Consider the following 23,508-nt stretch of genomic DNA (forward strand, 5'->3'; position numbering starts at 1 on the left):
GCTCCCCGACGGGCGCTCAGCGGCGCCGCGCCTTCTCCGCGGCTTCCTGCGCCTGCTGGAGACGGCGGGCGAGGGTGGTGGCGCTGACGGTGGCCGCGTCCGCGCACTGCACCGCCTTCTCGGCGTGGTCCGGATCGCGGGTCGTCTCCTCCAGGGCCGCGGAGGCGTGCTGGAGGATGACCGGCATGCGTTCGGCCATCTCGCGCAGGTACTGATAGATGGCGACCGCGCTCTTCGGCTCACTGAAGACGCCGCGGCCGCTGGCCAGCTCCTTCTCGAGACGGGAGATCTTCTCCGCCGCCTCCTTGGCGAGACCGCTGGGGTTGTACGTCATCGCTGCCCTTCACTTTCACGTAGCGCTGTCACTCTCCGGTGAACTCCCCACCTGGACACCGGAGTTCCTCCTCGCGGAAACTGGCCGGACCTCGCCCGTCCGACGCCACATCGGAGCGCGGCCTTCTCTCCCCCCTGGCATCGCGCGCTTCACGCCGGACCGCCCCGGACGCGGCTCCTGCCACGGCATGCTCGGACTTCCGCGCCGCCGCCGCGCGATCCGGTACGGCACCCCCTAGGGGGCCGGCCCGCCGCCCACCCCCTAACTTTTCCCTCCCGCTCCGTCATCGCCCGCACCACTGAGTACATTCGGACCGTCCCAAGTCCATTGGAAAGGTCTGTTCATGACTCGAACCCTGATGCGACGAGCGCTGGTCGCGTTCACCGCGGCGGGTGCGCTGTGTGCCTCGTCCACAGTCGCCGCCCCGGCAGCTCAGGCCGCCGCCCTCCCCGTCGGCATCAACGCGCCCTACCTGTACCTCGGTTGGGGGCACCCGCAGAACCCCGTCGGTGTCATGAAGGCCACGGGTATCAAGCAGTTCACCCTGTCGTTCATCACCTCCGGCGGCACGTGCAACCCGAAGTGGGACGGCTCCCGCCCCCTGCGGGGAGGAGCGGAGGAGAAGACCATCAAGAACATCCGCGCGGCGGGCGGCGATGTCGTCGCCTCCTTCGGCGGGTGGAGCGGCAACAAGCTCGGTATCTCCTGCACCAACCCCACCGCGCTGGCCAACGCCTACCAGAAGGTGATCAGCGCCTACCGGCTCAAGGCGATCGACGTCAACATCGAGCACACGGAGGACGACAACCCCGTCGTCCGCCAGCGCATCGTCGACGCGCTGAAGAAGGTCAAGGCGGCCAACCCCTCCCTGAAGGTCTACGTCACCTTCAGCGGCCGGGCCGACGGCCCCGTCCACACCATCCGCGACCTCATCAAGCGGGCCGGGAAGGCACACCTCGTGGTGACCGGGTGGAACATCATGGCGTTCAACTTCGACACCCCGAACACCATGGGCACCACCACCATGAAGTCGGCCGACGGTCTGAAGAACGCCGTCGCCGCCGCGTACGGAGTGAAGTCCGCCACCGCCTACCGGCACATCGGCATCTCCACGATGAACGGCAAGACGGACATGAAGGGGCAGCGCATCAGCGTCCGCAACTTCCGTACGATGCTCCGCTACGCCCAGCGGCACCACATCGCCCGCTTCACCTTCTGGTCGCTCAACCGCGACCGCTCCTGCACCCGCGGTCTCGACGCGGACTCCTGCAGCGGGGTCAAGCAGGCGCAGTACGACTACACCAAGGTGGTCGCGCGCTACCACGGCTGACCCGCTGAGGTCCGCCCGGCCCTTCCCGGGGCCGGCGAGGCGACGCGCTCCGCGCCGCCTCGCCGGCCTCCCGGGACCTCGTCACGCTCCCGGCTTCCATGGTCGAGCGGGAGCGGGGCAGGCTGATGAACCGTCATCATGTGCGGCACGGTGACGAGTCACGGGAGGACTGCCCGTACAACCCGGGCCGCGCTCGCCACCACGGGCGCCGTCCGCTCCCGGGCCGCGACCCGGCGTCGTACACTCACCCGCGCCCCGCCGCCCGGTCGTGAACGGTGGACCGACCGGTCAGCGTGCGGAGGCGGCAGCCGGAGCACGCCAGACATCGATCACCACCTGATGCCCCTTCTTCCGCGCCGCCGCCACTCCGGCGCCCGCGTAGTTCTGGTCGACCTGTGCCGCCTCGGCCTCGTTCGGCTTGTCGTTGGTGCACGAAGGGCCGGGGCCGTGGCCGGACATGATCTCCGAGCAGGGGCCCTCGTAGTCGTCGGGCAGTCCGAGGATGTGCCCGGTCTCGTGTGTCGCGACCCGCGCCAGGTCGTACCCCTCGTTCACCGCCTCCTGGCCAAGCTGCACCTCACCGCCGCCGCTGCCGGGAAGGATCGGCCCGAGCGTCGACTGCGGCCAGCCGTTCGTCGCCTTGTAGACATAGTCCGCCGCACCGGGCGAACTCGCCGGCTTGAGCTGCACGTTGTGCACCGCGGCGTTCCAGTTCTGCGCCGCCTTCTCGACCGCGTCCGCCCACTGCTGGCCCGCCCCGCTGGCGTCGTAGGTCAGCGTGACGGCGGCCGTCGTCTTCGGCGCGGGGGAGTGCGCCGGAACACCTCCGGCGGTGGTGCCCAGCATGACCGGTACCAGCGCCGCCACAGCAACAATGCGATTGATCATGAGCCTCGTACGCCTCCTTGGGTATCAGTTGTCCCGCAAGCGGTAGGGCACCACGCGGCAACGACGCCCACAAGACGGCAACCAGCCGCTCTCACGCCGCCAACCACCCGGGAAAATACGGCTATGTGACGTCCGCGGCGGCCCCGTCGGCGCCCCTGGAGAGGCGCCGGACACCGGCCCGTCACCGCGCGGCGGACGGACGCGACGAGATACCCGGGAGGAAGGAAGCGGGTGCGCAGCTCCATCGTCTTCCCGCAGGTCGCCGCCAGTGCGTGCACGGCGGACGCGCCGTACGCCTTGCGGAGACCGACGACAGCGCCCTCTCCGCGTCCATCCGGACTTCTCGGCGAACTGCGGATCCGCTACGAGATATGCGCCGGCCCCCATCTCTTCCCCCGCCAACTCATCCGCAGAATCATCTGCTGGAGAAGACTCCGCACCTCATTCCGGAATGATCGGCTATCGCGGGCACATCCACGGGTGTACGGATCGATGAGCCCTCGCATCTGCCGACGCACAACCGGCTTTCACAACGACACGCCGTCCACCGTCCTGGCGTACTACCGATGCCGATACCGCCTTTCCGAGGTCGAGATCAGGCCGAGGGCAACTGTTCCGCTATCGGTGACCTTCTGAGCGCCCTAGCGTCCCGATATCGAGGGGATACGCCGGACCCTCATTGAATGCGGTCCATGAGCCGATCGGCGCTGTCTCCGCTGCAGGGCGCGGTGGTCCGCGGCAAGGCGGGGCCGAGGCGGGGATATCTGTGCCGGCGGCTGTGACGCGGGAGGAAGATCATGCACGAGCACGGCAGGGCAAGGAGCAACGAGGCGGAGAACGGCCGGACGCCGCACGCCAGGCGTACCGGACCACGGCCGACCGCGCTTCCCGGGCTCCTGGCCCTCCAGAGCAGCGCCGGCAACGCGGCAGTGGTCCAGATGCTTCGCCAAGGCGGACACCCCTGGACCCCGCAGGAGCACCAGCACCACGCGGACTGCGGTGGACATCAGCAGGCCGAGCGACCCGTCCAGCGGTCCACCGTCCACGACGTCCTGCGTGCCCCCGGGCAGCCGATGGACGGCGCCACCCGCTCCGACATGGAAGCGCGGCTCGGTGCCGACTTCTCGGACGTCCGCATCCACAACGACCCGGCCGCCAAGGCATCCGCCGCCGAAGTCGGCGCCCGTGCCTATACCTCCGGCAACCACATCGTCATCGGTGACAGCGGTGGCGACCCGCACACCCTCGCCCACGAACTGACGCACGTCATCCAGCAGCGTCAGGGCCCGGTCGCCGGCACGGACACCGGCGACGGCCTCAAGGTCAGCGACCCGTCCGACCGTTTCGAGCGGGAAGCGGAGGCCAATGCCGTACGCGCCATGTCGGCGGCTCCCGTACCGGGCAGGCAGGAAGCCACGGCTCTCCAGCGCTTTTCCGGCGACAACGCCATCAGCCGGCAGCAGGACGACCGTCGTAGCCGGTCACCGCTCACATCGCCGGAGAAGTTCACTCACGTACAGCGGACGGCCGAAACCCGGGGATCCGGTGAGATGCTCCCTACTCCGCTGTCTGCCCGCGGCGGCACCACCCTCACCGGAATCCCGTTCATCGACAGTCACGTCCTGCCGGAGCGCGCCAAGCGGATCGGCGTATCGAACCCATGGATCGCGAACTTCGCCGTCCTGATGTACCGCGATAAATCCGCTCCAGGGCAGGAGACGAAGGTCATCTCCTCTTTCAACACCGGTAACTTCGGCCCGCATTCAGAAGAAGCTCTCATCGGCCACCTGAACAGTCAGAGGACGGACTTCGAGCCCCTGGCGTTGTTTACGGATCGCATTCCTTGTAATGACTGTAGAGGGAGGGTTGTTGGTCCCACCATCACCGGTCGTGGGAGTCGGGGGGTTCCTGTGCCGGTGTATTACATCACTGCTGATCGTGATCAGGGTGACATCAAATCCTGGTGGGAGTGATTGCTGCGGTAAGTGACGTCTGAGAGCCCGCGCCGTATGGCGGGTCGGCGGGCCTGTTTTCTTTGTTGGTTTGCGTGTTGGGGTTGGTCGGTTGGTTTGTTTGGGGTTTGGGGGTGGGGGGCCGGGTGGTGGGTTATTGGGTGTTTTTGTTTGTTGGGTTTGTGTTGTTTTGTGGGGTGGGGGTGGTGAGGTGGGTGTGGAGGAGGTTGAGGCCCATGGGGGGGAGTTGGAGGGCGTGGTGGTGGAAGGTGGTGAGGTTGTAATGGGTGGTGTGGCGGGCTTGGAGCCAGGTTTTTTCGCCGAGTTTGTAGGCGAGGGCTTGGGCGGGGCGGCCGAGGTAGCGGTCGATTTCCCAGGTGAGGAAGTCGGGTGGGCCGAGTTGGCAGTGTTGGGTGAGGAAGGTGTGGGCGAGGTGGGGGGTCCAGTGTTGGCCTTCGTGGAAGCCGGTGCCGGGGGGGATGGGGAGTTGGAGGTGGAGGCCGATGTCGAGGATGACGCGTGCGGCGCGGAGTTGTTGGCCGCCGGTGAGCATGCCGAGGCGGTGGGCGGGGTTTTGGAAGTAGCCGAGTTCGTCCATGAGGCGTTCGGCGTAGAGGGCCCAGCCTTCGACGTGGCCGGGGTGGAGTTCGCTGGTGAGGCGTTGGAAGCGGTTGAGGTGGGGGTTGAGGGTGGTGATGCCGAGTTGGAGGTGGTGGCCGGGGACGCCTTCGTGGAACATGGTGCTGGGGACGCGCCAGGTGGGGATGGGGGTGTCGGGGGGTAGGTGGGGCCACCAGACGGTGCCGGGGCGGGTGTGGTCTTCGCTGGGGGCGAGGTAGAAGGCGACGCCTTGGTTGGGGGCGATGCGGCAGTCGATGTGGCGGAGGGGTGGGGGGATGGTGAAGTGGGTGCCGTCGAGGTCGTTGATGGCGTTTTCGGCGAGTTGTTGGATCCAGTCGCGGAAGGCGGCGGGGCTGGTGGCTTGGTGGCGGGGGTCGTTGTCGAGGGCGGCGAGGACGGCGGGGAGGGGTTCGTCGGGGGCGATGCGGGCGGCGGCTTGGGTGGTTTCTTGTTGGATGCGGGTGAGTTCGTCCCAGCCCCAGGTGTAGACGTCGTGGAGGTCGAGTCGGGTGCCGAGGAATTCTTGGACGCCGAGGTGGTAGCGGTCTTCGCCGACGGCGTCGTGTTCGGGGGCGTGGGGGGCGAGTTCGTCGGTGAGGTAGGACGCGAGGCGGGTGAGGGCGGTGTTGGCCGCGGTGGTGGCTTCGTCGAGGGCGTGGCGTAGGGGGCCGTGGCCGTGGCCGGGGGGCAGGGTGGTGAGGTAGGCGCGCATGTCGAGGCATTCGCGGGCGTTGCGGGTGACTTGGCGCAGGGGGGCGACGCGTTTGCGGTGCCGGGCGGTTTCGAGGCTTTCGTGGAGTCCGGTGAGGGTGGCGGGGATGGCGCTCAGGCGGGCGAGCAGGGCTTCCCATACGGTGGCGTTGCCTTGGTCGAGGAGGCCGATGGCTTGCCGGATGCGTTGGACGGGGCCGTCGAGGGTGTCGAGGAGGGTGCCGTAGGCGTCGGCGTCGGCGAGGGCGACTTCGGTGGTGAGGCGTTCGCGCAGGACGGCCGCGGCGATGTGTCCGGCTTCCCCGGTGACGGGGGTGCTGTTGAGTGCGGTGAGGGTGCGGCGGGCGAGGTTTTGGCGTTCCCAGGTGGCGCGGGGGCTGAAGTCGGTGAGGTGTTCTTCCTGGCCGGCGATGCCCATGGCGGAGGCCAGGCAGGGGTCGAGGGCGGCGAGTTCGTCGATGTACCGGTCGGAGAGTGCGTCCAGGGCGTTTGTGGTGGGTTTGTGGTTGGTGGGGTTTGTGGGGGTGTTCATCGTTGGCTCGCACTGTGAATCGGGGTGTTGTTGTTGCCGTCGTCGGATGTGTCATCGCTGCCGGTTTCGGCTTTGGCCTCGTCGCGGGTTTCGGTTTCGGTTGGGGTTTCGTTCGCGGCTGCGGCTGCGGCTTCGTTGTTGGTGGGGGTTTCGGTGGGGGTGGGGGTGGGGGGTGTGGTTGTGGTGGGGTGTTTGCTGTAGAGGCCGATGATGAGGCCGGTGATGATGAGGGTGCCGGCGAGGAGTTTGAGGGGTGGGAGGGGTTCGTTGAAGAGGAGGATGGAGCCTAGGACGCCGAAGATGGGGACGAGGAGGGAGAGGGGGGCGACGGTGGAGACGGGGTATTCGCGGAGCAGCCAGTTCCATATGGCGTAGCCGAGGACGGTGTTGGGGTAGGCCTGGAAGAGGAGGGAGAGGACTGCGGTCCAGCCGATTTGGTGGGGGAGTGCGGTGTAGCCGGTGGTGCCGTTGACGGCGAGGTCGAGGGCGAAGAGGGGGAGGGGGGAGAAGAGGGAGGACCACACGAGGAAGGCGAGGGTTTCCTTGGGTGCGGCTTTCTTCATGAGGATGTTGGCCACGCTCCATGCCACCGCGCCGAGGAGGACCAGGGCGATGCCGGTGAGGGTGACGGTGCCGTCGGTGATGAAGGTGACCGAGAACAGTCCGGTCAGGGCGACGGCGATGCCGGCGTACTGGAACCGGGAGAGTTTTTCGCGGAAGACGACGGCGCCGAGGAGGATGGTCAGGAAGGCGCTGAACTGCAGGACGAGGGAGGCGATTCCGGAGGACAGGCCGGCTTTGATGCCGAGGTTGACCACGCCCCACAGGCCGACGCCGAAGACGAGTCCGTAGCCGGTGATGTAGCGCCAGGGGACTTGGGGGCGTTTGAGGAAGAACACGGCGGGCAGTGCGCAGAGCGCGAATCTGATGCCGGCGAGGATGAGTGGGTCGACGCTCTCGAGTCCGATTTTGATGATGGAGAAGTTCAGACCCCAGATCGCGGTGACTGCCACGGCGAGCAGGATGTGCTGTTTCTTCATGCGAGGACCTGTTCCGCTGGTGTGGGGGCGGCCGGGCGGGTGCGGACCGTCAGGGAGTTGAACAGGTCGACGATCCAATCCCGGGTTTCTTCGGGGGTGTTGCTCGCGACGATGCCCGCGAGAACCGTTTCTCCGGCCTGGTAGGTGATGTGATCGGGTAGCCGCGCGCCGGACTGTAGCTCGTTCCAGGCGACGACGCGGGCACTGGCCCGAAATGCCCCTGTGCCGTCCAGACCGTGGAACTCCTGTCCGGCGAGGTGGTGGCCGGGGTGGACGAACCAGCCGTACCGGCGTGCGCCGGCGGGGGTGCGGGCAGGCGGTCGGCGACGGGTTCGCCGAGCAGGATGCGCAGTTCGTAGGAGGGCAGGTGTACGCCGGTGGCGAGTTCGACGGTGGCGACGACGTCGGCGCCGCCGACGCGGTTGCCGACTTCGAGGAAGACCAGTTCCTGTTCTTCGGAGACGATGGCTTCGAGGTGGAAGCTGCCGTCCTTGATGCCGACGGCGGCCAGTGCCCGGGTGACCCAGGTGCGGGTGGGGGCGTCGCAGGTGATCTGGTACGAGCCCATGGGCTGTCCTTGGGCGTAGCGCAGGCAGGTGCCCACGTACTGGCTGGCGGTCAGCAGGAGGAGTGTGCCGTCTTGGATCAGGCCGTCGAAGTGCCGGATGGGGCCGGAGATGAATTCCTCGGCCTGGAAGTCGGCGCGGCCGGTGCCGGTGTCGAGTGCGGCGACGCCGGTGCGGCCTTCGGTGACCGCGGTGAGGGCCTGGTGGGGGGTGTCGTAGACCAGGACGTTTTCGCTGGAGGCGCCGCGGTGCGGTTTGAGGACGGTGCGGCCCTGCCACGGTGCCCGCGCGTGCGGGTGCAGCAGGTCCGGCAGTGCCGAGAAGCGCGGTACCCGGATTCCGGCGTCCTGGGCGGCTTGTTTCATCAGGACCTTGTCGCGGGTGAGGGTGACCTGTTCGACGCGCGGGCCGGTCACGCCGAGGTGTTCGCGCAGGCGGGCGGCGTCGAGCAGTTCGTATTCCGATACGGAGATGACGCGGTCGAAGGTGCGGGGGTGGGTGGTCAGCCACTGGCGGGCTTCGTCGTAGGCGGAGCGGGTGCCGGGCCGGCTGACGCGTTCGCACCGCAGGCCGTCCGGCAGGGTGGCCAGGGCCTGGTCGGTGCCGAAGTAGGTGACCTCGTGGCGGTCGTGGGGGATCCCCCGCGCGTATTCGATCTTGAAGTAGGGCACGCGGTGCAGGATGAGGATCTTCATGAGGCCTTCCTGACGGCAGGGGTGAGGGCGCGGTCGAGCGCGGCCGGCCAGGCCGTGCGCAGGGTGTGGACGACGGTGCGGATGTCGGCGCGGTTCCCGCGCAGGACGACGCAGCCCTGGGCCGCGAAGTCCGCGTTGTCCCGGGCGACGGCGTGCAGGGTGCGGCGTTCGGTCGACAGCCAGGTGAAGGCTGTGACGCTCAGTTCCCCGTCGGCCAGGGACAGTTGGGCGGCGGTGGCCCGCACGGCCTCGGCGAAGGGCTCCGCGCCGTCGGCGACGTCGGCGGGGGCGAAGGAGCGGTCGCTGCCGACGCCCAGCAGCACCGTCGCCGCCGAGCAGCCCGCCACCAGCCGCCCCGCACCCGCGCCGGTTCCGGCACCCGCGCCGGTTCCGGCACCCGCGCCGGTTCCGGCACCCGCGCCGGTTCCGGTTCCGGTAGCGGTGGTGGCAGTGGTGCCGGCTCCGGTTCCGGTTCCGGCGGCGGCAGTGCTGCCGGGAGCGGTACCGGCGGTGGTGCCGGTGGTGGCAGCGGCTCCGGCAGTGGTGCCGGGGGCTCCGGCGGCGGTGGTGGCGGCACCGGCAGCGGTACCGGCGGTGGCGCCGGGGGCTCCGGCGGCGGCAGCGGTGGCGGCGGTGCCGGGGGCGGCAGTGGTGCCGGTGGCGAAGACCGTGTCGATCCAGTGATGGTGCAGATCGATGCCGTACACCCACCGGGCCAGTGACCAGATTTTCATTCCGCCTGGACGGCGGTTGGGTTCCACCACCGCGGCCCGCAGTCCGTCGTCGCTCAGTTTGATCTCGTTGTGGAACGGCCCGTCGCACTGGCCGACCAGGGCGTTCGCCCACCGTCCGGCCCGCTCCAGTGTGGCGCGTTCGTGGGCGTCGACGACGGCGGGCAGTACCTGCGCGACCTCGACGGGGTACCGGCCCGGCGCGCTGATCTTCTCGGTCAGGAACGCCAGCGGTCCCACTCCGTCGTAGGAGTACTCCCGCCGGTAGGGGATGAACTCCTCACAGATCACCCCGCCCTCCAGGTAGGGCAGGACCTCGGCGAACGCGGCTGTCAGGTCATCTCCGGGCCGCACCACGACGACGCCGCGGTTGTTGCCCTCGGCCGAGGGTTTGACGACGAAACCCCCGGGGTGCTCCCGCGCGAATGCCCGGAGCTGATCGAGTGAGGCGATCTCGGCGAAGGCGGGCACCATGATCCGCTGCGCCGCCAGCAGCCGTGCGACCCGTGCCTCTTCCAGCCGGTAGCGGAACTTCGAGAACGCCCCCTGCGCGAGCTGCGGCGCGTCGACGGCGACGCCCAGCCGGTCGAGCAGTTCCGCGCCGCTGTGTACGGCGTTGTCGGAGAAGACCACGCCCGCCACGATCCGCTCGCGCCGGTCCCCGAGCAGTTTCAGGCCCATCTCGGCGAAGTCGTCGCGCAGCGGGTCGAGGTCGATCACCTCATCGGCCAGCGCGCGGTCCGCCGCGGTGGGAGCGGCCCGGATCAGCACCACCCGCGCACCGTGGCGCTCGCGCGCGTGGTCGCTCAGGTGACGGACCTCGTCGATCCGGCTCAGGTTGTAGTCGACGATGAGGAACAGCGGTGCGCTCATGCCTGTCCTCCCTCGTAGGCGACCTCGATCGCCCGCTCGGAGGCGGGCATCAGCTCCGCCAGGACCGCCTCGCGGCCGGCCAGGTCCATCCGCCACAGCACCTGGCCGAGGAACACCTCCCGCGAGGACGGCTCGACCGTGTCACCGGCCTTGAGCAGGATCTGCGAGAGCAGCGGCCGCGGCCGCAGCGCCGGGTTCAGCTCGACCCGGGCCAGCGTGCCGGGGTCGGCGAAGAAGACACGGAAGAACGTCGCCCGCCCGCCCGGCGCCGCGCCGCCGGCCGTGTACGACAGTTTCTCCAGCGTGGTGCGCAGGGCGGCGGGCCGGTGGGCGCCGAGCAGGGAGTCCAGCCACAGGTCGAGCAGGCCGGGGCCGCCGGTCAGTGCCGCCACGCTGGGGGAGATCAGGCTGCCGCCGACGCGCGGGTTGATCTCGATCAGGTCCCAGCCCGAGGCGCTGTGCCGTGCCTCGATGTGGAAGCAGCCCCAGTTCAGCTCCAGCAGCTCCAGTACCGTGCCGACCCACGTCAGGCCCGCGGCGATCTGGTCCTGCGTCAGGCTGGTGGGAGGGCTGACGCAGGCGTTCTCCAGGACGGTGCCCGCGGCTTCGGTCACCTCGCACTTCTCGTGCACGGCCACCACCTGCGGCCCGCCGTCGACGACGATCACCTCGAAGCTGAACTCCTGCCCGGGTATGTAGTCCTCGACGAGGAACCGCACCGGGACCTCCGCGTCCCGGCCCGCACTCCCGCCCGCCTCCCGGCCTGTGTCCCGGCCCGCACTCCCGCCCGCGTCCCGGCCCGCGTCCCGGTGCGGGTCCCGGCCCGCGTCTTGGCCCGTGGCCCGGCCTGCATCCCGGCCCGCGTCCCGGCCCGCGTCCCGGTGCGGGTCCCGGCCCGCGTCTTGGCCCGTGGCCCGGCCTGCATCCCGGTGCGGGTCCCAGCTCGTGTCCCGACCCGCGTCTTGGCCCGTGGCCCGGCCTGCACCCCGGCCCGGGTCCCGGCCCGGGTCCCGGCCCGTGTCCCGGCCCGTTTCCTGTCCCGCGCCTTGGTCCGCGGGTCCGGTGGCGCCGCGCCCGGCGGCCCCCGCCTGCGCCACCGCTCCCGCCGCTTCCGCCGCCGTACGTGCGGCCGTCCCGCCCGCACCGCCCGCACCGCCCGTCCCGGCCGTCCGCGTGGCCGTCCGTGTGGCTGTCCCGCTTGTTCCGTCCGCCTGTGCGGCCGTTGGGTCTGCTGTGCCCGTGTCGTCCTCGTCGGCGGGGCCGGTGGTGAAGGCGCTGGCGTAGACGGTGTCCGAGCGTGCCTGGTCGGCGATGCGTTGCAGATCGGCCCAGGTGGTGCTGTCGGTGAGGGGGAACGTCCCGAACGAGGCGATCCCGCTGACCGGTTTGACGAAGTAGCGGCCGCCCGCCCGACGGCGCGCGGCGAGCGTTGCGGGGGTGAGCACCGCCGCCCGGCCCCGGCTCAGACCCGCGTCGGCCAGACGGTTGCGCACCGTCAGCTTGTCGCGCAACTGCAGGGCCTGCTTCTCCTGGAGGTCCGCGACCCCCAGCCGGGCGTTGGCCAGCGCCATCAGGTGCCGGTAGCCCTCCCAGACGGTCAGGCAGCACCGCACCGGGGCACCCGCGGCCTGAAGCTCGTCGAGGAAGCCGTCGACCTCACGCGGGCCCAGCACATGCCCGGCGGTGACCTTGACCTCGTCGGCGAGGTCCGCCAGCACCCCCGGCCGCACACCCTGATGCTCCGGCTCCGGCAGCGAACTGATCACGTAGACCTTCAGCCCGCGTGCCCGCACCGCGCCGGCGAGGTCTTCGACGAACGAGAACCCGACATGGCTGAGCAGCAGCACTCCCGGGGCGTCTTCCATGCTCATCCGGCCTCCTCACCGGTGGGCGGGGGCGCGCCGCGACCGCGCCGCGCCCCCGCCGAGGACGAAAAATCAGGCGGCCTGCTTCTCCGCCTTGGCGATGGTGTCCAGGTACAGCTCCTCGAAGTACTGCGCCAGAACCGTCTGGTGCTCACGCAGGTACCGCTTGAACGCGTCGATGTCGTCCTGGCCGCGCAGCAGGTGACGCACCGCCGCCCACACCTCGCCGGGGTGGTCGTCGTTGATGTCGGTGTGCGAGTGGTTGATCTGACCGCCGATGTTGTCCTCGCCGACCGACCCCTTGAGCGCCTGAAGCTTCCTCGGCTCCAGCTTCACGTTCACGTACTCCACGAGGTAGGAGTACGCCACGACACCGAGGGGACCCTCGTGGTCGAGGAGGTAGGAGAAGTAGCCGGCCAGCAGCTTCGTCGACAGGTACGGCTCGGTGGCCAGGAACTGCTCACGCGAGACCCCCGCCTTCTCCAGGTCGCTGATGAACAGCTCGTCGTGGAGCATCTCCTCCTGCTCGTAGTTGGCCCACACCTGCGCCGCCTCCGGGCTGCGCTTGGCGACCTCCACCAGGGCCTTGGCCTCGGCCACCCGCAGCAGCCGGATACGCCAGGCGGTCTCGATCAGGTTCCGCTTGTAGTACGCGGAGTCGACGTTCTTGCCCTCCAGGTGCGCGGCCTCGGGCACGTTGGCGTACCACTCCAGGACCTGCTGGTCGAGCTGCTCGTCGATCTCGGCGCGCAGCTTCACGGAGGCGGACGCGGTCAGGAACGGGGTGCGGTCCCCGTAGCCGGCGTTGATCACGCGGTTCGGCATGATGGCCTTTCTCGTGGTTGTCCGGATGTGCGGTGTCAGTGGTTCAGGTGTCGTCGGCGACGCGAACGGTCGCGTCGCCGCCCAGCCGGCACCGGCAGGCCAAGCGGTGGCCTCCGCCGGTCCGGCCGAGGTCTTCGAGAAAGTCGAGTTCGTCGTCGTCGGGCTCACCCAGGGCGCTGAAACCTTCCAGCACCTCGATGACGCACGCGCCGCACGCCCCGGAGCGGCAGCCGAACGGGATGAGCTGCTGCGGACACTCGTACTCGACTTCGGTCAGAGGGGATCCGCCGGGCAACCAGACCTCGGTCCCGGCCGGAAGAACCGTCAATTTCTTCAGGGTCATGACAACAACGCTTCGCGGTCGGTGGAATGCTCCGGCGCCAGACGGGAGCCCGGACGCAACGCGACCGCCAGATGATTCGCCGCCGTCGCCGCCTCCCCGAAACCCACCGAGATCAGCGGCACCCGCCCCTCATACGTACAGATGTCGCCCACGGCATAAACCCCCGGCAGATTCGTCCGCATCGCCCCGTCCACCACCACACGGCGACTCTCCATCCGAAGCCCCCACCCGGCCAGCGGACCCGAAGAAGTGATAAAACCCAGCGCCGAAACAACAGCCTGCGCGGGCAACGTCAATTCCCCGCCGCTCCCGCCCTGGCGCAGCCGCACCCTTTCCAGATGCTCCCGCCCCTCACCACCGGTCACCTGCGCCTCGGTCAGCACCCGGATATCACCCGCGTACATCTGCTTGACACTGTGCTCGTGGGCACGGAAGACCGCCCGACGGTGCACCACGGTCACCGACCGCGCCACCGGCGCCAGCGCCAGCGCCCAGTCGACCGCACTGTCACCACCGCCCACGATCACCACATCACGCCCCCGGTGCGCCTCCAGACGCGGCACGTGGTGCGCCACCCCGCGCCCCTCCCAGGGCTGCAGACAGGCCAGCGTGCGCGGCACCGCACGCCCCAGACCGGCCGCGATCACGACCGCCCCGGCACGCACCCGCCCGCCGTCCTCCAGACCGACCACCCAGCCCCGGCCCGCCCCCTCGCCCCTGCCCTCGTCCGGGGTCAGCGAGACGGCGGTCCGCCCGGGAAGATGCCGCGGCCGGAACGGCGCGACCTGGGCCAGCAACTGATCGATCAGGTCCCGGCCGCGTACGGCCACATGGCCGGCGACGTCGTAGATCTTCTTCTCCGGATACAGGGAAGTGAGCTGACCACCCGGCTGCGGCAACGCGTCGATTATCGCGCTGGAAAGCCCGCGGAATCCCGCGCAGTAGGCGGCGTACAGACCGGCCGGACCCGCTCCGACGACGGCCACATCCGTGCTCGTCTCCACTGGTCGAGTTCCCGCTTGATTCATCCTGAACTCCAGGCCCCTTCGGCGGTCGAAAACGGATCGGCCCTCTCGGCCTCACGGCCGGCCGGACACATTTCCCTCACGCCGTACGGCATTTCGCACCGATCCGGCGGACACCACGGCGCGGCCCGTGAGAGGAAGGACCGTGAAGCGCGGGGTGCGATTTCATCATTCAAGGGCCCGGCGCCGGCGTCAACAAAAGGGTCCGGAATTCCGGCTCCCCGCGGAAAGCACAGGGAATGAAGAGCCCTTTACCTCAAAAAGTACGGACCAAAAAGAGAGGGTGTGTGCCGGTGCCGGCCGGTCATGACCGGCGGCCGGCAGCCCGGCCCCGCCCGGCACGCCGGACCCCGCCCGGCCCCGCCGTTCTACGCCCCGTCCCCGTCGGCGGCGGCCTGGTCCAGGGCGCTGGCGAACCGCTGCCATTCCCGGGCGTAGGAGTTGGCCAGGTTCGCGACCGCGACGGCACAGTGCGGCGGCACCGAGGACATCAACTGCCGCCCCGCCTCAAGATCGGGTGCCCGCGCGTTCAGCCAGCGCAGCAGCGCGCGCCCGGACTCGGTGAACCGCAGCGAGGGATCCTTCGCCAGACTCTCGATGCGCCGCCCCTGCCCCTGCTGCCGGCCGGCCGGCGCCCCGCCTCCGCCTTCGCCCCGGGGCCCGTCGTCGTCCCCGGCCCGGGGTCCGTCCGCGGCCCGGGGTCCGTCCGCGGCCCGGGGTCCGTCCGCGGCCGGGGGGCGCGGTGGCGCGGGGGGCCGCTCGCCGCGCAGCAGGCGCTGGCGGATGTCGCACGCGGTACTGATCGACACCCCCGCGCTGGCGGCGATCTCGTGGAGCTTGGCGCCGGGGTGTTCGGCGAGGAACGCGCGGGCCGCCTCCCGGCGCTCGGCCGCATCCAGCGGGCGGCTGCGGCCGTCCGCCCCCACCCGGACCTTCGACCGGGGAATTTCCTCGGTCGAAGTACGGCGGACGGCGCCGACGGTCTTGGGCGAGAGCCCGGTGATGCGCGCGATCGCACGGTCCGACAGATCCGGGTGCGAGGCCAGGATGCGGACCGCCGCGGCCTTGCGGTCCTGCAGCGTCAGCGGCAGACCGTGGCGGACGTTGGCCGCCACGGACCGCAGGAAGATCTCACTGGCCGGCCCGTCCAGATACCGGACCGGGATCAGCCGCTCCCCCCGGAGCCGGACGGCCTGGAGACGGTGCATCCCGTCGACCACCCGCCGGGTGTCCCGGTGGACGAGGATCGGCTCGATATTTGCCTGTGCGAGTATCTCGACATGTTCCCGGCTCACCCCGCCCAGCCGGGGCGAATCGGCGGCGACCAGGGAGTCGACCGGCACCAGACGGACCCCGGGGCACCCGCCCTCCGCCCTGGCCTCGAGATCCCGAGCCGCAGTTCTTAAAAAGTCTCCGGTCCCTAATAAGTCTCTCAATGTCAGCACCCACCGCTCCCCATATTTTCACATTACGGGTAGATGGTGGCCAGTTAACGATCACCGCCGTGATCCGTCAAGACCTGTGATCCCTTCACCGGTGGCCCGGAGTATCGACCAGCGGCCCCCGCCCGGACCGTTCATGAGGGCGCAACATTTCATTAAGTTGCGGCAGGCCGTGGTTTACGGACCCCGCTTCACGGTTTAGTAAAACCTCCCCGATGGTCGGTTTCGGATAACGTTTCTTGACCCCCCGCAGCCGGTCCTGCTAATCAGTGAACCTTGCCCCAAAACACCGGACACGCCGTCGCAAAACTTCACCCGAAGATAAGCGACCACCCCGACCCCTGGAGGAGTAATCGTGTCTCTTTCGCGCCGCAAAATTCTGCTCGGCTCCGGCGCCGCGGCTTCCGCACTGACCCTGGGAGCCGCAGGGAAAGCCGCCGCGCAAGAGGCTGCAACCCAGCCGTTCAACCCCCACGACTGGAAATCCGTCCGCGCACAATTCCTCCTCAGGCCCGACCTCGCACACCTCTCGAACTTCTTTTTCGCCTCCAACCCCACCCCCGTACGTGAAGCCATCGCCAAATACCGCAAGGCATTCGACGAAAACCCCTACAGCTACCTCGACGACAACATGTTCCAACGCGACGAGGACATGATCTGGCGCAAGGTGTGCGCCGCCGCCGCCGAATACGTCGGCGGAAAGCCCCACGAGATCGCCCTCACCGGCAGCACCACCATGGGACTCGCCCTCATCTACAGCGGCCTGCGCCTGAAGCCGGACCAGGAAATCCTGACCACCACCCACGAGTTCTACCCGCACCACGAATCCATACGACTGGCCGTCAACAGGTGGGGCGCCAGCACACGCAAAATCTCCCTCTACGAATCATCACTGCACTTCTCCGAGGACGAAGCCGTAGCCCGCATACGCGCCGCCGTACGCCCCAACACCCGGGTCGTCGGCGTCACCTGGGTCCACTCCGGCACCGGCGTCCGCCTGCCCATCGCGAAAATCGCCGACGCCCTCGCAGAACTGAACCGCAACCGCGACGAAGCGGACCGCATCCTGCTCGTGGTCGACGGCGTCCACGGATTCGGCATCGTCGACGAAGACGTCGCGAAAATGGGCTGCGACTTCTTCTCCGCCGGCACCCACAAATGGATCCTCGGCCCCCACGGAACCGGCATCGTCTGGGCCAAGGCGGAGAACTGGGCACTCCTGCAGCCCACCATCCCCAGCATCATGACCAAAGAACCCCAGGACGCCTGGCGCGAAGACCGCCCGCCGGTCGGCCCCACCGAAGCCTCATGGATCAGCCCGGGCGGATTCTTCGCCTACGAACACCAGTGGGCCACCATCGAAGCCTTCCGCTTCCACCGGCAGATCGGCCGCACCCGCGTCCAGGACCGCATCCTCGACCTGAACGGCCAGATCAAGGAGGGCCTGGCCGGCATGGACCACGTCACCCTCCACACCCCCCGCGCCCCCGAACACTCCGCCGGCTTCGTCTGCTTCGACGTCCGCGGCTACAAGCCCACGGACGTCGTACAGATCCTCCGCGACAACCGCGTCATCGCCAGCGGAACACCGTACGCGGTCCCGCACGTCCGCTTCTCGGCCGGCATCGTCAATTTCCCCAAGGACGTCCACCGGGCCCTCGAAGTCATCCGCTCACTGGCCTGACACCGCGAACCCGCCACCCGCCCGCGGCCTTCCCGACCACTCCGCCTTCCGGCCGCTCAGCTCAAGACGCGGCGGAAAACACGTCGGCGCGTAAAGACACAGCCCGGCCCGGCCACCCGCCACCACCGCCCCTTCACCGCAACCGCCACCACGACCGTCACCGTCGTGGCCGGGTGGCCGGACCCGCCCTTCCGAGCACATCACCACGGAAGGGCGGGAGGCCCGCAAGAGCAAGAAGAGAAAGAGGGAAAGGGAAGAGGAAAGAGGAAAAGAGGAAAAGAGGAAAAGGGGAAAGGGGGAGGGGCGGAAGGTCAAGGGGCGCGGAGACCGTACGGGCCGTGCCGTAAGGCCGCGAGAATGAGGAATTTCAGGGACGCGGGGAACCAAGAACGGGTTGGGTGCGGGTTGCGAGGGCCGCAGAGGTGCGGAGAAACGGCGCCCGCCTCCCTTTCCTCTCTTCCGCCGCTTCCCGCATACACGAAACGGTACGCCGCGGCCCCGGGAATGAGCGGCCCGCCAACGCGCGGAGATGCGACCGCCGTTGCGTTCGCCGGCGTGGTGGCGAACGCGTCCGGTGAAGCAGCCGAGGCGCCGATGCAGAAGAGGACCCCATGGATGTCATCACCGCTGTACTGACCCGCCGCAGCGAACACCATCTCGTCGAACCCGCCCCCAGCGACCAGGAATTCGCCTATCTGCTGAGCGCGGCAGCCACGGCCCCCGATCACGGCAGACTCCGGCCCTGGCGATGGATTCTGGTACGGGATGAAGGACGCGCCGCTTTGGGGCGCTGTTTCGCCGACGACTGCGCGGGCCCCGATTCCCGGCGAGGGCAGGTGGAGACCAAGCCGCAAAGAGCACCGCTTCTCGCCACCTTGGTGTTCTCACCGGTGCCGAACGGAAACGGCCGCGGCGGCTCGATCCCCGAATGGGAACAACTCGCCGCCACCAGCGCCATGACCACTTCCCTGATACTCCTGCTGCACGCCCGGGACTTCGGAAGCGTCTGGCGCACCGGCAGGTTCACCGAGTCCGAACGGGTCCGCAGCGCCCTGGGCCTGCGAAAAGCCGAACGCCTGCTGGGATGGCTCTACATCGGCACCCCCCAGCGGCTCCTCCCGCCGAAGCGCCGGGCGACCGAGGACGTCACCGACCGGATCTCCGTCTTCACCCCCCGCTGACGCGCTTCGCACCCGCACCGTCCCCCACACCGGCACCGTCCCTGGCACCGGCCAGGACCGGACGGACACCCCGCCCCCCCCCGCCCCACCCCCGCCGCCCGCAGTGGCCGGTCCATGCCCCGCGTCTCCTCTGTGCCCTACATACGCCATGTGCACATGTGCCCACGTGCTCCGTGCAGGTCACGGGGCTGCGCTCAGCGTCCCCGGCCGCCCTCTCCGCCGGCGGCGGGCGTCCGGAACCGGCACCGGCCCCGGTACCGGGAGTGGCTGCGGGGAGGGGACTCGGGGGGCGGCCGGGCCGGGGCCGGGGGAGCGGGGCAGAGCACCTCGGCTGCGGCGTAACCGCTCCCGCACAGCAGCAGGTCACAGGCCGTTCGACGTCCGCTCCGCCGACAGCGCGACGGCTGCCCACCGGCACCCGCCCACCGGCTCCCGTCTCCCGCCCACCGTCTCCCGTCTCCCGGCACCGGGCACCATGCCGGCCCCGCGCCGCTCGGCTGCCGCCCGGCACCGGCGCCGCGAAGCACCTCGGACGCGGGCTCACGCCCTGAGCGGACCGCAGGCCGCTCGGCCCCAACTCACCCCAACTCGCCTTCACCTGCCCCGGCATACGCGACGAGACTCGGCCGCCCGCCGCCCGCCGCCCGCCGCCCGCCGCCCGCCGCCCGCCGCCCGCCGCCCGCCGCCCGCCGCCCGCCGCCCGCCGCCCGCCGCCCGCCGCCCGCCGCCCGCCGCCCGCCGCCCGCCGCCCGCCGCCCGCCGCCCGCCGCCCGCCGCCCGCCGCCCGCCGTTGCCCGTTGTGTGTCCCGCGGCTCACCGCCGCCCTGCCGTGCCGTGCCGGAGGCGGCGGGACACCGTGCTGTGCCGCGCGCGATCCGGACCGGCCGGTGGTACCGCCGCCCGGCGCCGCGAGGCCGTGACCGGTATGAACCTCCGTCTCCGGCCACGTCCTGCCCGCATCCGGCCCCTCGCCCGGCCCCGCCTGGCCTCACGGTTTCGAAAACGCGCAGGTCACCGCCGTCACAGGTGATCGGTGACCGCCGGGGCGTTCTCGCTCCCGGGCGGGAGTGGCCCAGGACGGCCCCTTCGCGGCGCCGCTGCCGGTACCGTACGGACAGTGCGCTGCCGGAAACGCTGTGGCACCGGGTGACGTGACCGCCTGCCGCCGCGCTCGCCACCGCCGCGGACGTCACCGTACGAAGGCCCGGGCCGGGAAGCCGCCCGGCCCGCCCGCGGCACGGACACCGAAGACCGGTCCGGACCCGGACACCGAAGACCCAGGCCCGTGGCACGGACTCCGAGGTCACCGGCCCGTGGCGCGGGTGGGCACCGCGGTCACCGGCCCGTGGCACGGGCGCCGAGGACATCGGTCCGTGGCGCGGGCGCGGGGGCGCCGGCCGTGGTGCACACGGCGAAGACCGGACCGTGGCGCGGACATCGAAGACAACGACCCGAGGAGAGCACCGTGAGCGATCAGACTGCCGACGAAACGCCGTCCGGCGACCGGGAGATCATCGCCGGCGCCGCCGTCACCAGCAGCCGCGCCGCCCTGCTCCGCGACCTCGCCGCCGTCCTGGGCCGCACCCCCGAAGCCCTCGCCGCCGAATGGGCCGCAGGCACTCTGCCCGTGCCCACCACGCCCGTCGGCGACCAGGTGCCTCCCGCGCGGTGGGGCCTCTTCGACGGCCCCGCCGACCTGTCCGCCCGCACCGGCGAGTACCTCCGCGAGGACTTCGCCCGGTGACCGCCGCGCCCCCGCCGGTGCTCGCCGTCGCCGACACCTCCGTCCTGCTCGCCGCCTTCAACCGCAAGGACGACGACCACGAACGCGCCGTGAAGGCCCTGACCCGCGCCCGTATCCTCGTCGTCTCGCCCCTGGTCCTGGCCGAGCTCGATCACCTGCTCACCACCCGTGCGGGGAAGGCCGTGGCCGCCGCGGCGGTCACCCGCCTCGGAGCGCTCGCCCGCACCGGCGCCCTCCAGATCGCCACCGTCGACGGTGACCTCCTCGCCGACCCCGGCACCCTCAACGCGTCCCTGGCCTGGCGCCTGGAGAGACCGGTCCTTCTCTCCACCGTCCAGCCCCCGCACCCCCGCGACGCCCAGCCGCCGCTCGAAGTCATCCCCGGCCCCGCCACCCGGTGACGCACCGGGCCCGCCACCAGGCCGCCGCCGCCCGATCACCTGCCTCGAAGCGCCGGCCCGGCCCGGAAGGCGTCCCGGGGGAGGGGGGTACGAACGCGGCGGTGCGTGAACGCCCGCGGCGCACGACTCGCACCTGACGCCGGGCATGGCGGTGCGGGCGGGAACCCCCCTCGGGTTCCCGCCCGCACCGCTTCCCGTGCCTGGGCACGGCCGTGGTCACCGGCGGAAGCCGGCCGCCGGTGACCAGGTCTCAGAGGTCTGAGTGGTCCGAGTGGTCTCAGAAGTCGTAGGGCTTCTCGGTGTTCCAGTTCAGGACGTCGGCCTCGTTGTACGTGAACTGGGGCTTGTCGCCCTTGACGTCGACGGAGTAGGCGGGCTTGTCGTTGCCGTCGTTGTCGCGCAGGGCGACGGAGAGGCCGGTGCCGGTGTGGTTGTCCTTGCCGTAGTCGAAGATGTTGACGGCGCTGTAGACCTTGTCCTCGGGCTGGAGGGTGATCGGCTGGTCGCCGCCGTCGGCCTTCTTGGAGAGCGGCAGGGCGGCGCCCTCACCGTTGATCTTGACGGTGGGGTAGGAGGTGATCACGCAGGGCTTGTCGCCCTTGTTGACGGCGGTGAGCAGCAGATGGTCGCCCTGCTGGTCGGCGAGTTCGTGCTCGGCGGTCACCAGCAGCTCGTCACCGACGCACAGGTCGGCACCCGCCTCGGCGCCCGCGGTGCCGCCCGTCGCGGAGGCCGACTCCGTCTGTCCCTTGGTGTCCGTGGCGCTGTTCGCCTGCGCGGAGCCGCCCTTGGCGTCCTGCCCGGCGGTGGCGGACCGGCTCTGGCCGGAGGCGTCGTCGCTCTTCGCGGCGTCGTCGGCGCCGCCGCAGGCGGTCAGGCTCAACGCCAGCGTGGCGGTGGCGGCGGCCAGAACGGTGGCACGGATACGGGAAGTACGCATGATCGGTCCCTGCGGCTCGTGCGGGACTTCTCCAGGTCGTTCCCGCGGCGTGCACACCACCCTCCCCGGCCCCGCTGACGTCCTGGAAACGCTTCACTCACATTCCACCGGCACCATGCGTACGCGGTGGACCGAGGACCGGACCGGACCGACCCGGGTGCCAGGCCGCCCCGGTGACCGGACCGAGCCAAGGCGAGCCGAGGCGGGCCGATCCGGGGCCGGGGCCGGGGCCGGGGCCGATCCGGGGCCGGTCCGGGGCCGGGGGAGGGGGAGGGGCGTCAGCCGCGGAGGGTGTCGGTGAAGGCGAACGGCGACTGCGCGACGCCGCTGCACACCGGCGAGGCCGCCACCGTCCCGGCCCGTGCGGCGTCCCCGCCGTGCCGGGCCGCCGTCTTCGCGGCCGAGTCGCACGCCTGGTCGCGGCTGACGGACCAGTAGGACATCCGGCCGACGCCGTTGCTCTTCGCCCAGCTCGCCACCGAGGCGGCGTCGGCCAGGGTGAAGGTGGAGCCGTCGTCGTTCACGCCGATCATCGGGGTGAGGCCGAGGTCGGCGTAGGTGTAGCCGGGGTCGACGGACCGCATCTGCGCCAGGGTGGCCTTGCCCGCGCTGATCGCCGCCGCGCCCATGTCGGTGCCGGTGCCCTGGCCGTAGTCCATCGTCATGATGTTGACGTTGTCCAGCTTCACGCCGGCGGCCTTGGCGGCCTTCAGGACGTTGACGCCGTCGGCGGTCAGCCCGGTGGGCAGCACCGGCAGGGTCACCGAGGCGGTCAGCCCGGGGTTGGCCGCCTTGAGGTTCTTGATCGAGGTCATCTGCCGGGCCACGCCCGCGGTGTCGGCGACGGCCGCGCCCTCGATGTCGAAGTCCAGGGAGGTGGTGCCGTAGGCGGTGATCTCCTTCTGGTACCCCGCGTCGATCTTGCTCTGATCGGTGCAGGTGAAGGCCAGCGGCTCCCCGGCGGCCCCGCCGGAGGAGATGATCACGTCGGCGCCCTCGGCCTTCGCCTTGGCGATCTCCGGATCGGTGTACGGGTCGTTGCCGACGGGGAGCGTGTCGCCCCAGATGTTGTCGCAGCCGGCGCCGATGGTGAAGGCGGCGGTGTAGGTCTTCACGCCATGGCCGGTGATGGCGGTGTGGAGCAGGTTCGCGGCGGAGTTGCTCATGTCCACGTACGGGGCGAACTGCCCCGCCGCGCCGGAGCGGGCGGGGCGGTGCGCGCTGCCGGCGCCGGCGACACCGGCTCCGGCGGCGGACAGGGCCACCGCCGCCGCCGTGACCAGGGCTGTACGGATCGACTTCCTCATCAGGTGTCCGGTCCTTCCGGGACGGAAGAGGGAGGAGCATGACCGTTCATCCACGAAAAAATGGACTAGACCAAAGCCCCCGTCAAGAGCCCGCAACCCCAACTACCCATTCTTTGACCCCACTTGAGACATTCCTGAAGCACGAACCGGCCTCCCGGCCGGGATCGGCCACCCTCCCCGGACCCGCCGCACCCCTCCTCCGGGCCGGCCGGGCCCCGCGCCCGCCGCCCGCCCCGGCACCGGCGGCCCCCGTCCGCCCGACGCGCCCGTGCGCGACGCCCCGGCACACCCTCCAGCCGCACCCCTCGCCACCGACCACCGCCCGCCGACCCCCCGCCGCCCGCCGGCCACCGGTCGTCCGCCGACCCCCCGCCGCCCGCCGGCTGTCCGCCGCCCCGCCCGCCCGGACCTGCCCACCGCGCAGTGCGACGCACCCGCCGCATACCGCACCCGCCACATACCGCGAACCGGCACCCCC

Annotated in this window: 18 protein-coding genes and 1 pseudogene; 6 read left to right on the forward strand and 13 right to left on the reverse strand. The window is 70.5% G+C overall.

Translation table 11 applies throughout. The features are described from left to right. Positions 1-16 precede the first annotated feature (16 nt). Positions 17-334 carry a hypothetical protein gene (locus tag ACGH2B_RS29510; protein ID WP_399096570.1) on the reverse strand — a complete coding sequence of 106 codons (318 nt, stop codon included), beginning with the start codon at positions 332-334 and terminating at the stop codon, positions 17-19. A gap of 343 nt (positions 335-677) precedes the next feature. Here ACGH2B_RS29510 and ACGH2B_RS29515 point away from each other — a divergent pair, with 343 nt between their 5' ends. Next, the gene (locus tag ACGH2B_RS29515) at positions 678-1,664 is read left to right on the forward strand and encodes a chitinase (protein ID WP_399096573.1); all 987 of its coding nucleotides are present in this window, start codon (positions 678-680) and stop codon (positions 1,662-1,664) included. Positions 1,665-1,952: 288 nt separating this feature from the next. On the opposite strand, the gene ACGH2B_RS29520 is transcribed toward ACGH2B_RS29515, so the two are convergent. Beyond that, the gene (locus ACGH2B_RS29520; protein WP_399096576.1) at positions 1,953-2,552 is read right to left on the reverse strand and encodes a snapalysin family zinc-dependent metalloprotease; all 600 of its coding nucleotides are present in this window, start codon (positions 2,550-2,552) and stop codon (positions 1,953-1,955) included. A gap of 797 nt (positions 2,553-3,349) precedes the next feature. Here ACGH2B_RS29520 and ACGH2B_RS29525 point away from each other — a divergent pair. After that, positions 3,350-3,946, forward strand: a pseudogene (locus tag ACGH2B_RS29525) (DUF4157 domain-containing protein); the annotation flags it as partial. A gap of 712 nt (positions 3,947-4,658) precedes the next feature. Here ACGH2B_RS29525 and ACGH2B_RS29530 read toward each other — a convergent pair. From ACGH2B_RS29530 to ACGH2B_RS29570, 9 genes are all read right to left on the reverse strand, one after another. Continuing rightward, positions 4,659-6,368: a DUF885 domain-containing protein gene (locus ACGH2B_RS29530; protein WP_399096579.1), complete on the reverse strand. Its 1,710-nt coding sequence runs from the start codon at positions 6,366-6,368 to the stop codon at positions 4,659-4,661. Next, the gene (locus ACGH2B_RS29535) at positions 6,365-7,408 is read right to left on the reverse strand and encodes an EamA family transporter (RefSeq protein ID WP_399082058.1); all 1,044 of its coding nucleotides are present in this window, start codon (positions 7,406-7,408) and stop codon (positions 6,365-6,367) included. The genes ACGH2B_RS29530 and ACGH2B_RS29535 overlap by 4 nt, the downstream gene beginning before the upstream one ends. Before the next feature lie 49 nt (positions 7,409-7,457). Next, positions 7,458-8,669 (reverse strand): acetyl-CoA carboxylase biotin carboxylase subunit family protein, encoded by a 1,212-nt coding sequence (locus ACGH2B_RS29540; protein WP_399096582.1) that lies wholly within the window; start codon positions 8,667-8,669, stop codon positions 7,458-7,460. Beyond that, the gene (locus ACGH2B_RS29545; RefSeq protein WP_399082052.1) at positions 8,666-10,273 is read right to left on the reverse strand and encodes an acetyl-CoA carboxylase biotin carboxylase subunit family protein; all 1,608 of its coding nucleotides are present in this window, start codon (positions 10,271-10,273) and stop codon (positions 8,666-8,668) included. The genes ACGH2B_RS29540 and ACGH2B_RS29545 overlap by 4 nt, the downstream gene beginning before the upstream one ends. Beyond that, on the reverse strand, positions 10,270-12,144 hold the full coding sequence (locus tag ACGH2B_RS29550; protein WP_399082049.1) for an ATP-grasp domain-containing protein: 1,875 nt from the start codon (positions 12,142-12,144) through the stop codon (positions 10,270-10,272). Before ACGH2B_RS29550 ends, ACGH2B_RS29545 begins: the two co-directional genes overlap by 4 nt. A gap of 66 nt (positions 12,145-12,210) precedes the next feature. After that, positions 12,211-12,963, reverse strand: coding sequence for a hypothetical protein (locus ACGH2B_RS29555; RefSeq protein ID WP_399082046.1), 753 nt, complete (start codon positions 12,961-12,963; stop codon positions 12,211-12,213). A gap of 43 nt (positions 12,964-13,006) precedes the next feature. Then, positions 13,007-13,306, reverse strand: a complete 300-nt coding sequence (locus ACGH2B_RS29560; RefSeq protein ID WP_399082043.1) for a 2Fe-2S iron-sulfur cluster-binding protein — start codon at positions 13,304-13,306, stop codon at positions 13,007-13,009. Further along, complete coding sequence (locus tag ACGH2B_RS29565) at positions 13,303-14,310, reverse strand: NAD(P)/FAD-dependent oxidoreductase (RefSeq protein ID WP_399082040.1); 1,008 nt, start codon at positions 14,308-14,310, stop codon at positions 13,303-13,305. Before ACGH2B_RS29565 ends, ACGH2B_RS29560 begins: the two co-directional genes overlap by 4 nt. Positions 14,311-14,699: 389 nt before the next feature. Further along, positions 14,700-15,674, reverse strand: a complete 975-nt coding sequence (locus ACGH2B_RS29570) for a ParB/RepB/Spo0J family partition protein (RefSeq protein WP_399082037.1) — start codon at positions 15,672-15,674, stop codon at positions 14,700-14,702. Between the two features lie 454 nt (positions 15,675-16,128). Here ACGH2B_RS29570 and ACGH2B_RS29575 point away from each other — a divergent pair, with 454 nt between their 5' ends. The 4 genes from ACGH2B_RS29575 to ACGH2B_RS29590 all read left to right on the forward strand — a co-directional run bounded on the left by ACGH2B_RS29575 (position 16,129) and on the right by ACGH2B_RS29590 (position 20,783). After that, entirely contained in the window at positions 16,129-17,457 is a 1,329-nt protein-coding gene (locus ACGH2B_RS29575) for an aminotransferase class V-fold PLP-dependent enzyme (protein WP_399082034.1), read from the forward strand. A gap of 611 nt (positions 17,458-18,068) precedes the next feature. Beyond that, positions 18,069-18,638, forward strand: a complete 570-nt coding sequence (locus ACGH2B_RS29580) for a nitroreductase (protein ID WP_399082031.1) — start codon at positions 18,069-18,071, stop codon at positions 18,636-18,638. 1,465 nt (positions 18,639-20,103) lie between these two features. Next, positions 20,104-20,382 (forward strand): hypothetical protein, encoded by a 279-nt coding sequence (locus tag ACGH2B_RS29585; RefSeq protein ID WP_399082028.1) that lies wholly within the window; start codon positions 20,104-20,106, stop codon positions 20,380-20,382. Then, a complete protein-coding gene (locus ACGH2B_RS29590) occupies positions 20,379-20,783 on the forward strand; it encodes a PIN domain-containing protein (protein ID WP_399082025.1) in 405 nt (134 codons plus the stop codon). The genes ACGH2B_RS29585 and ACGH2B_RS29590 overlap by 4 nt, the downstream gene beginning before the upstream one ends. A gap of 277 nt (positions 20,784-21,060) precedes the next feature. On the opposite strand, the gene ACGH2B_RS29595 is transcribed toward ACGH2B_RS29590, so the two are convergent. Together ACGH2B_RS29595 and ACGH2B_RS29600 are read right to left on the reverse strand one after the other, a co-directional pair. After that, the gene (locus ACGH2B_RS29595; protein ID WP_399082022.1) at positions 21,061-21,723 is read right to left on the reverse strand and encodes a DUF4232 domain-containing protein; all 663 of its coding nucleotides are present in this window, start codon (positions 21,721-21,723) and stop codon (positions 21,061-21,063) included. A 278-nt stretch (positions 21,724-22,001) separates the two neighbouring features. Further along, positions 22,002-23,030: a chitinase gene (locus tag ACGH2B_RS29600; RefSeq protein ID WP_399082019.1), complete on the reverse strand. Its 1,029-nt coding sequence runs from the start codon at positions 23,028-23,030 to the stop codon at positions 22,002-22,004. Positions 23,031-23,508 lie beyond the last annotated feature (478 nt).

Source organism: Streptomyces sp. BBFR2, assembly GCF_044497305.1.
Classification (GTDB): Bacteria; Actinomycetota; Actinomycetes; order Streptomycetales; family Streptomycetaceae; genus Streptomyces.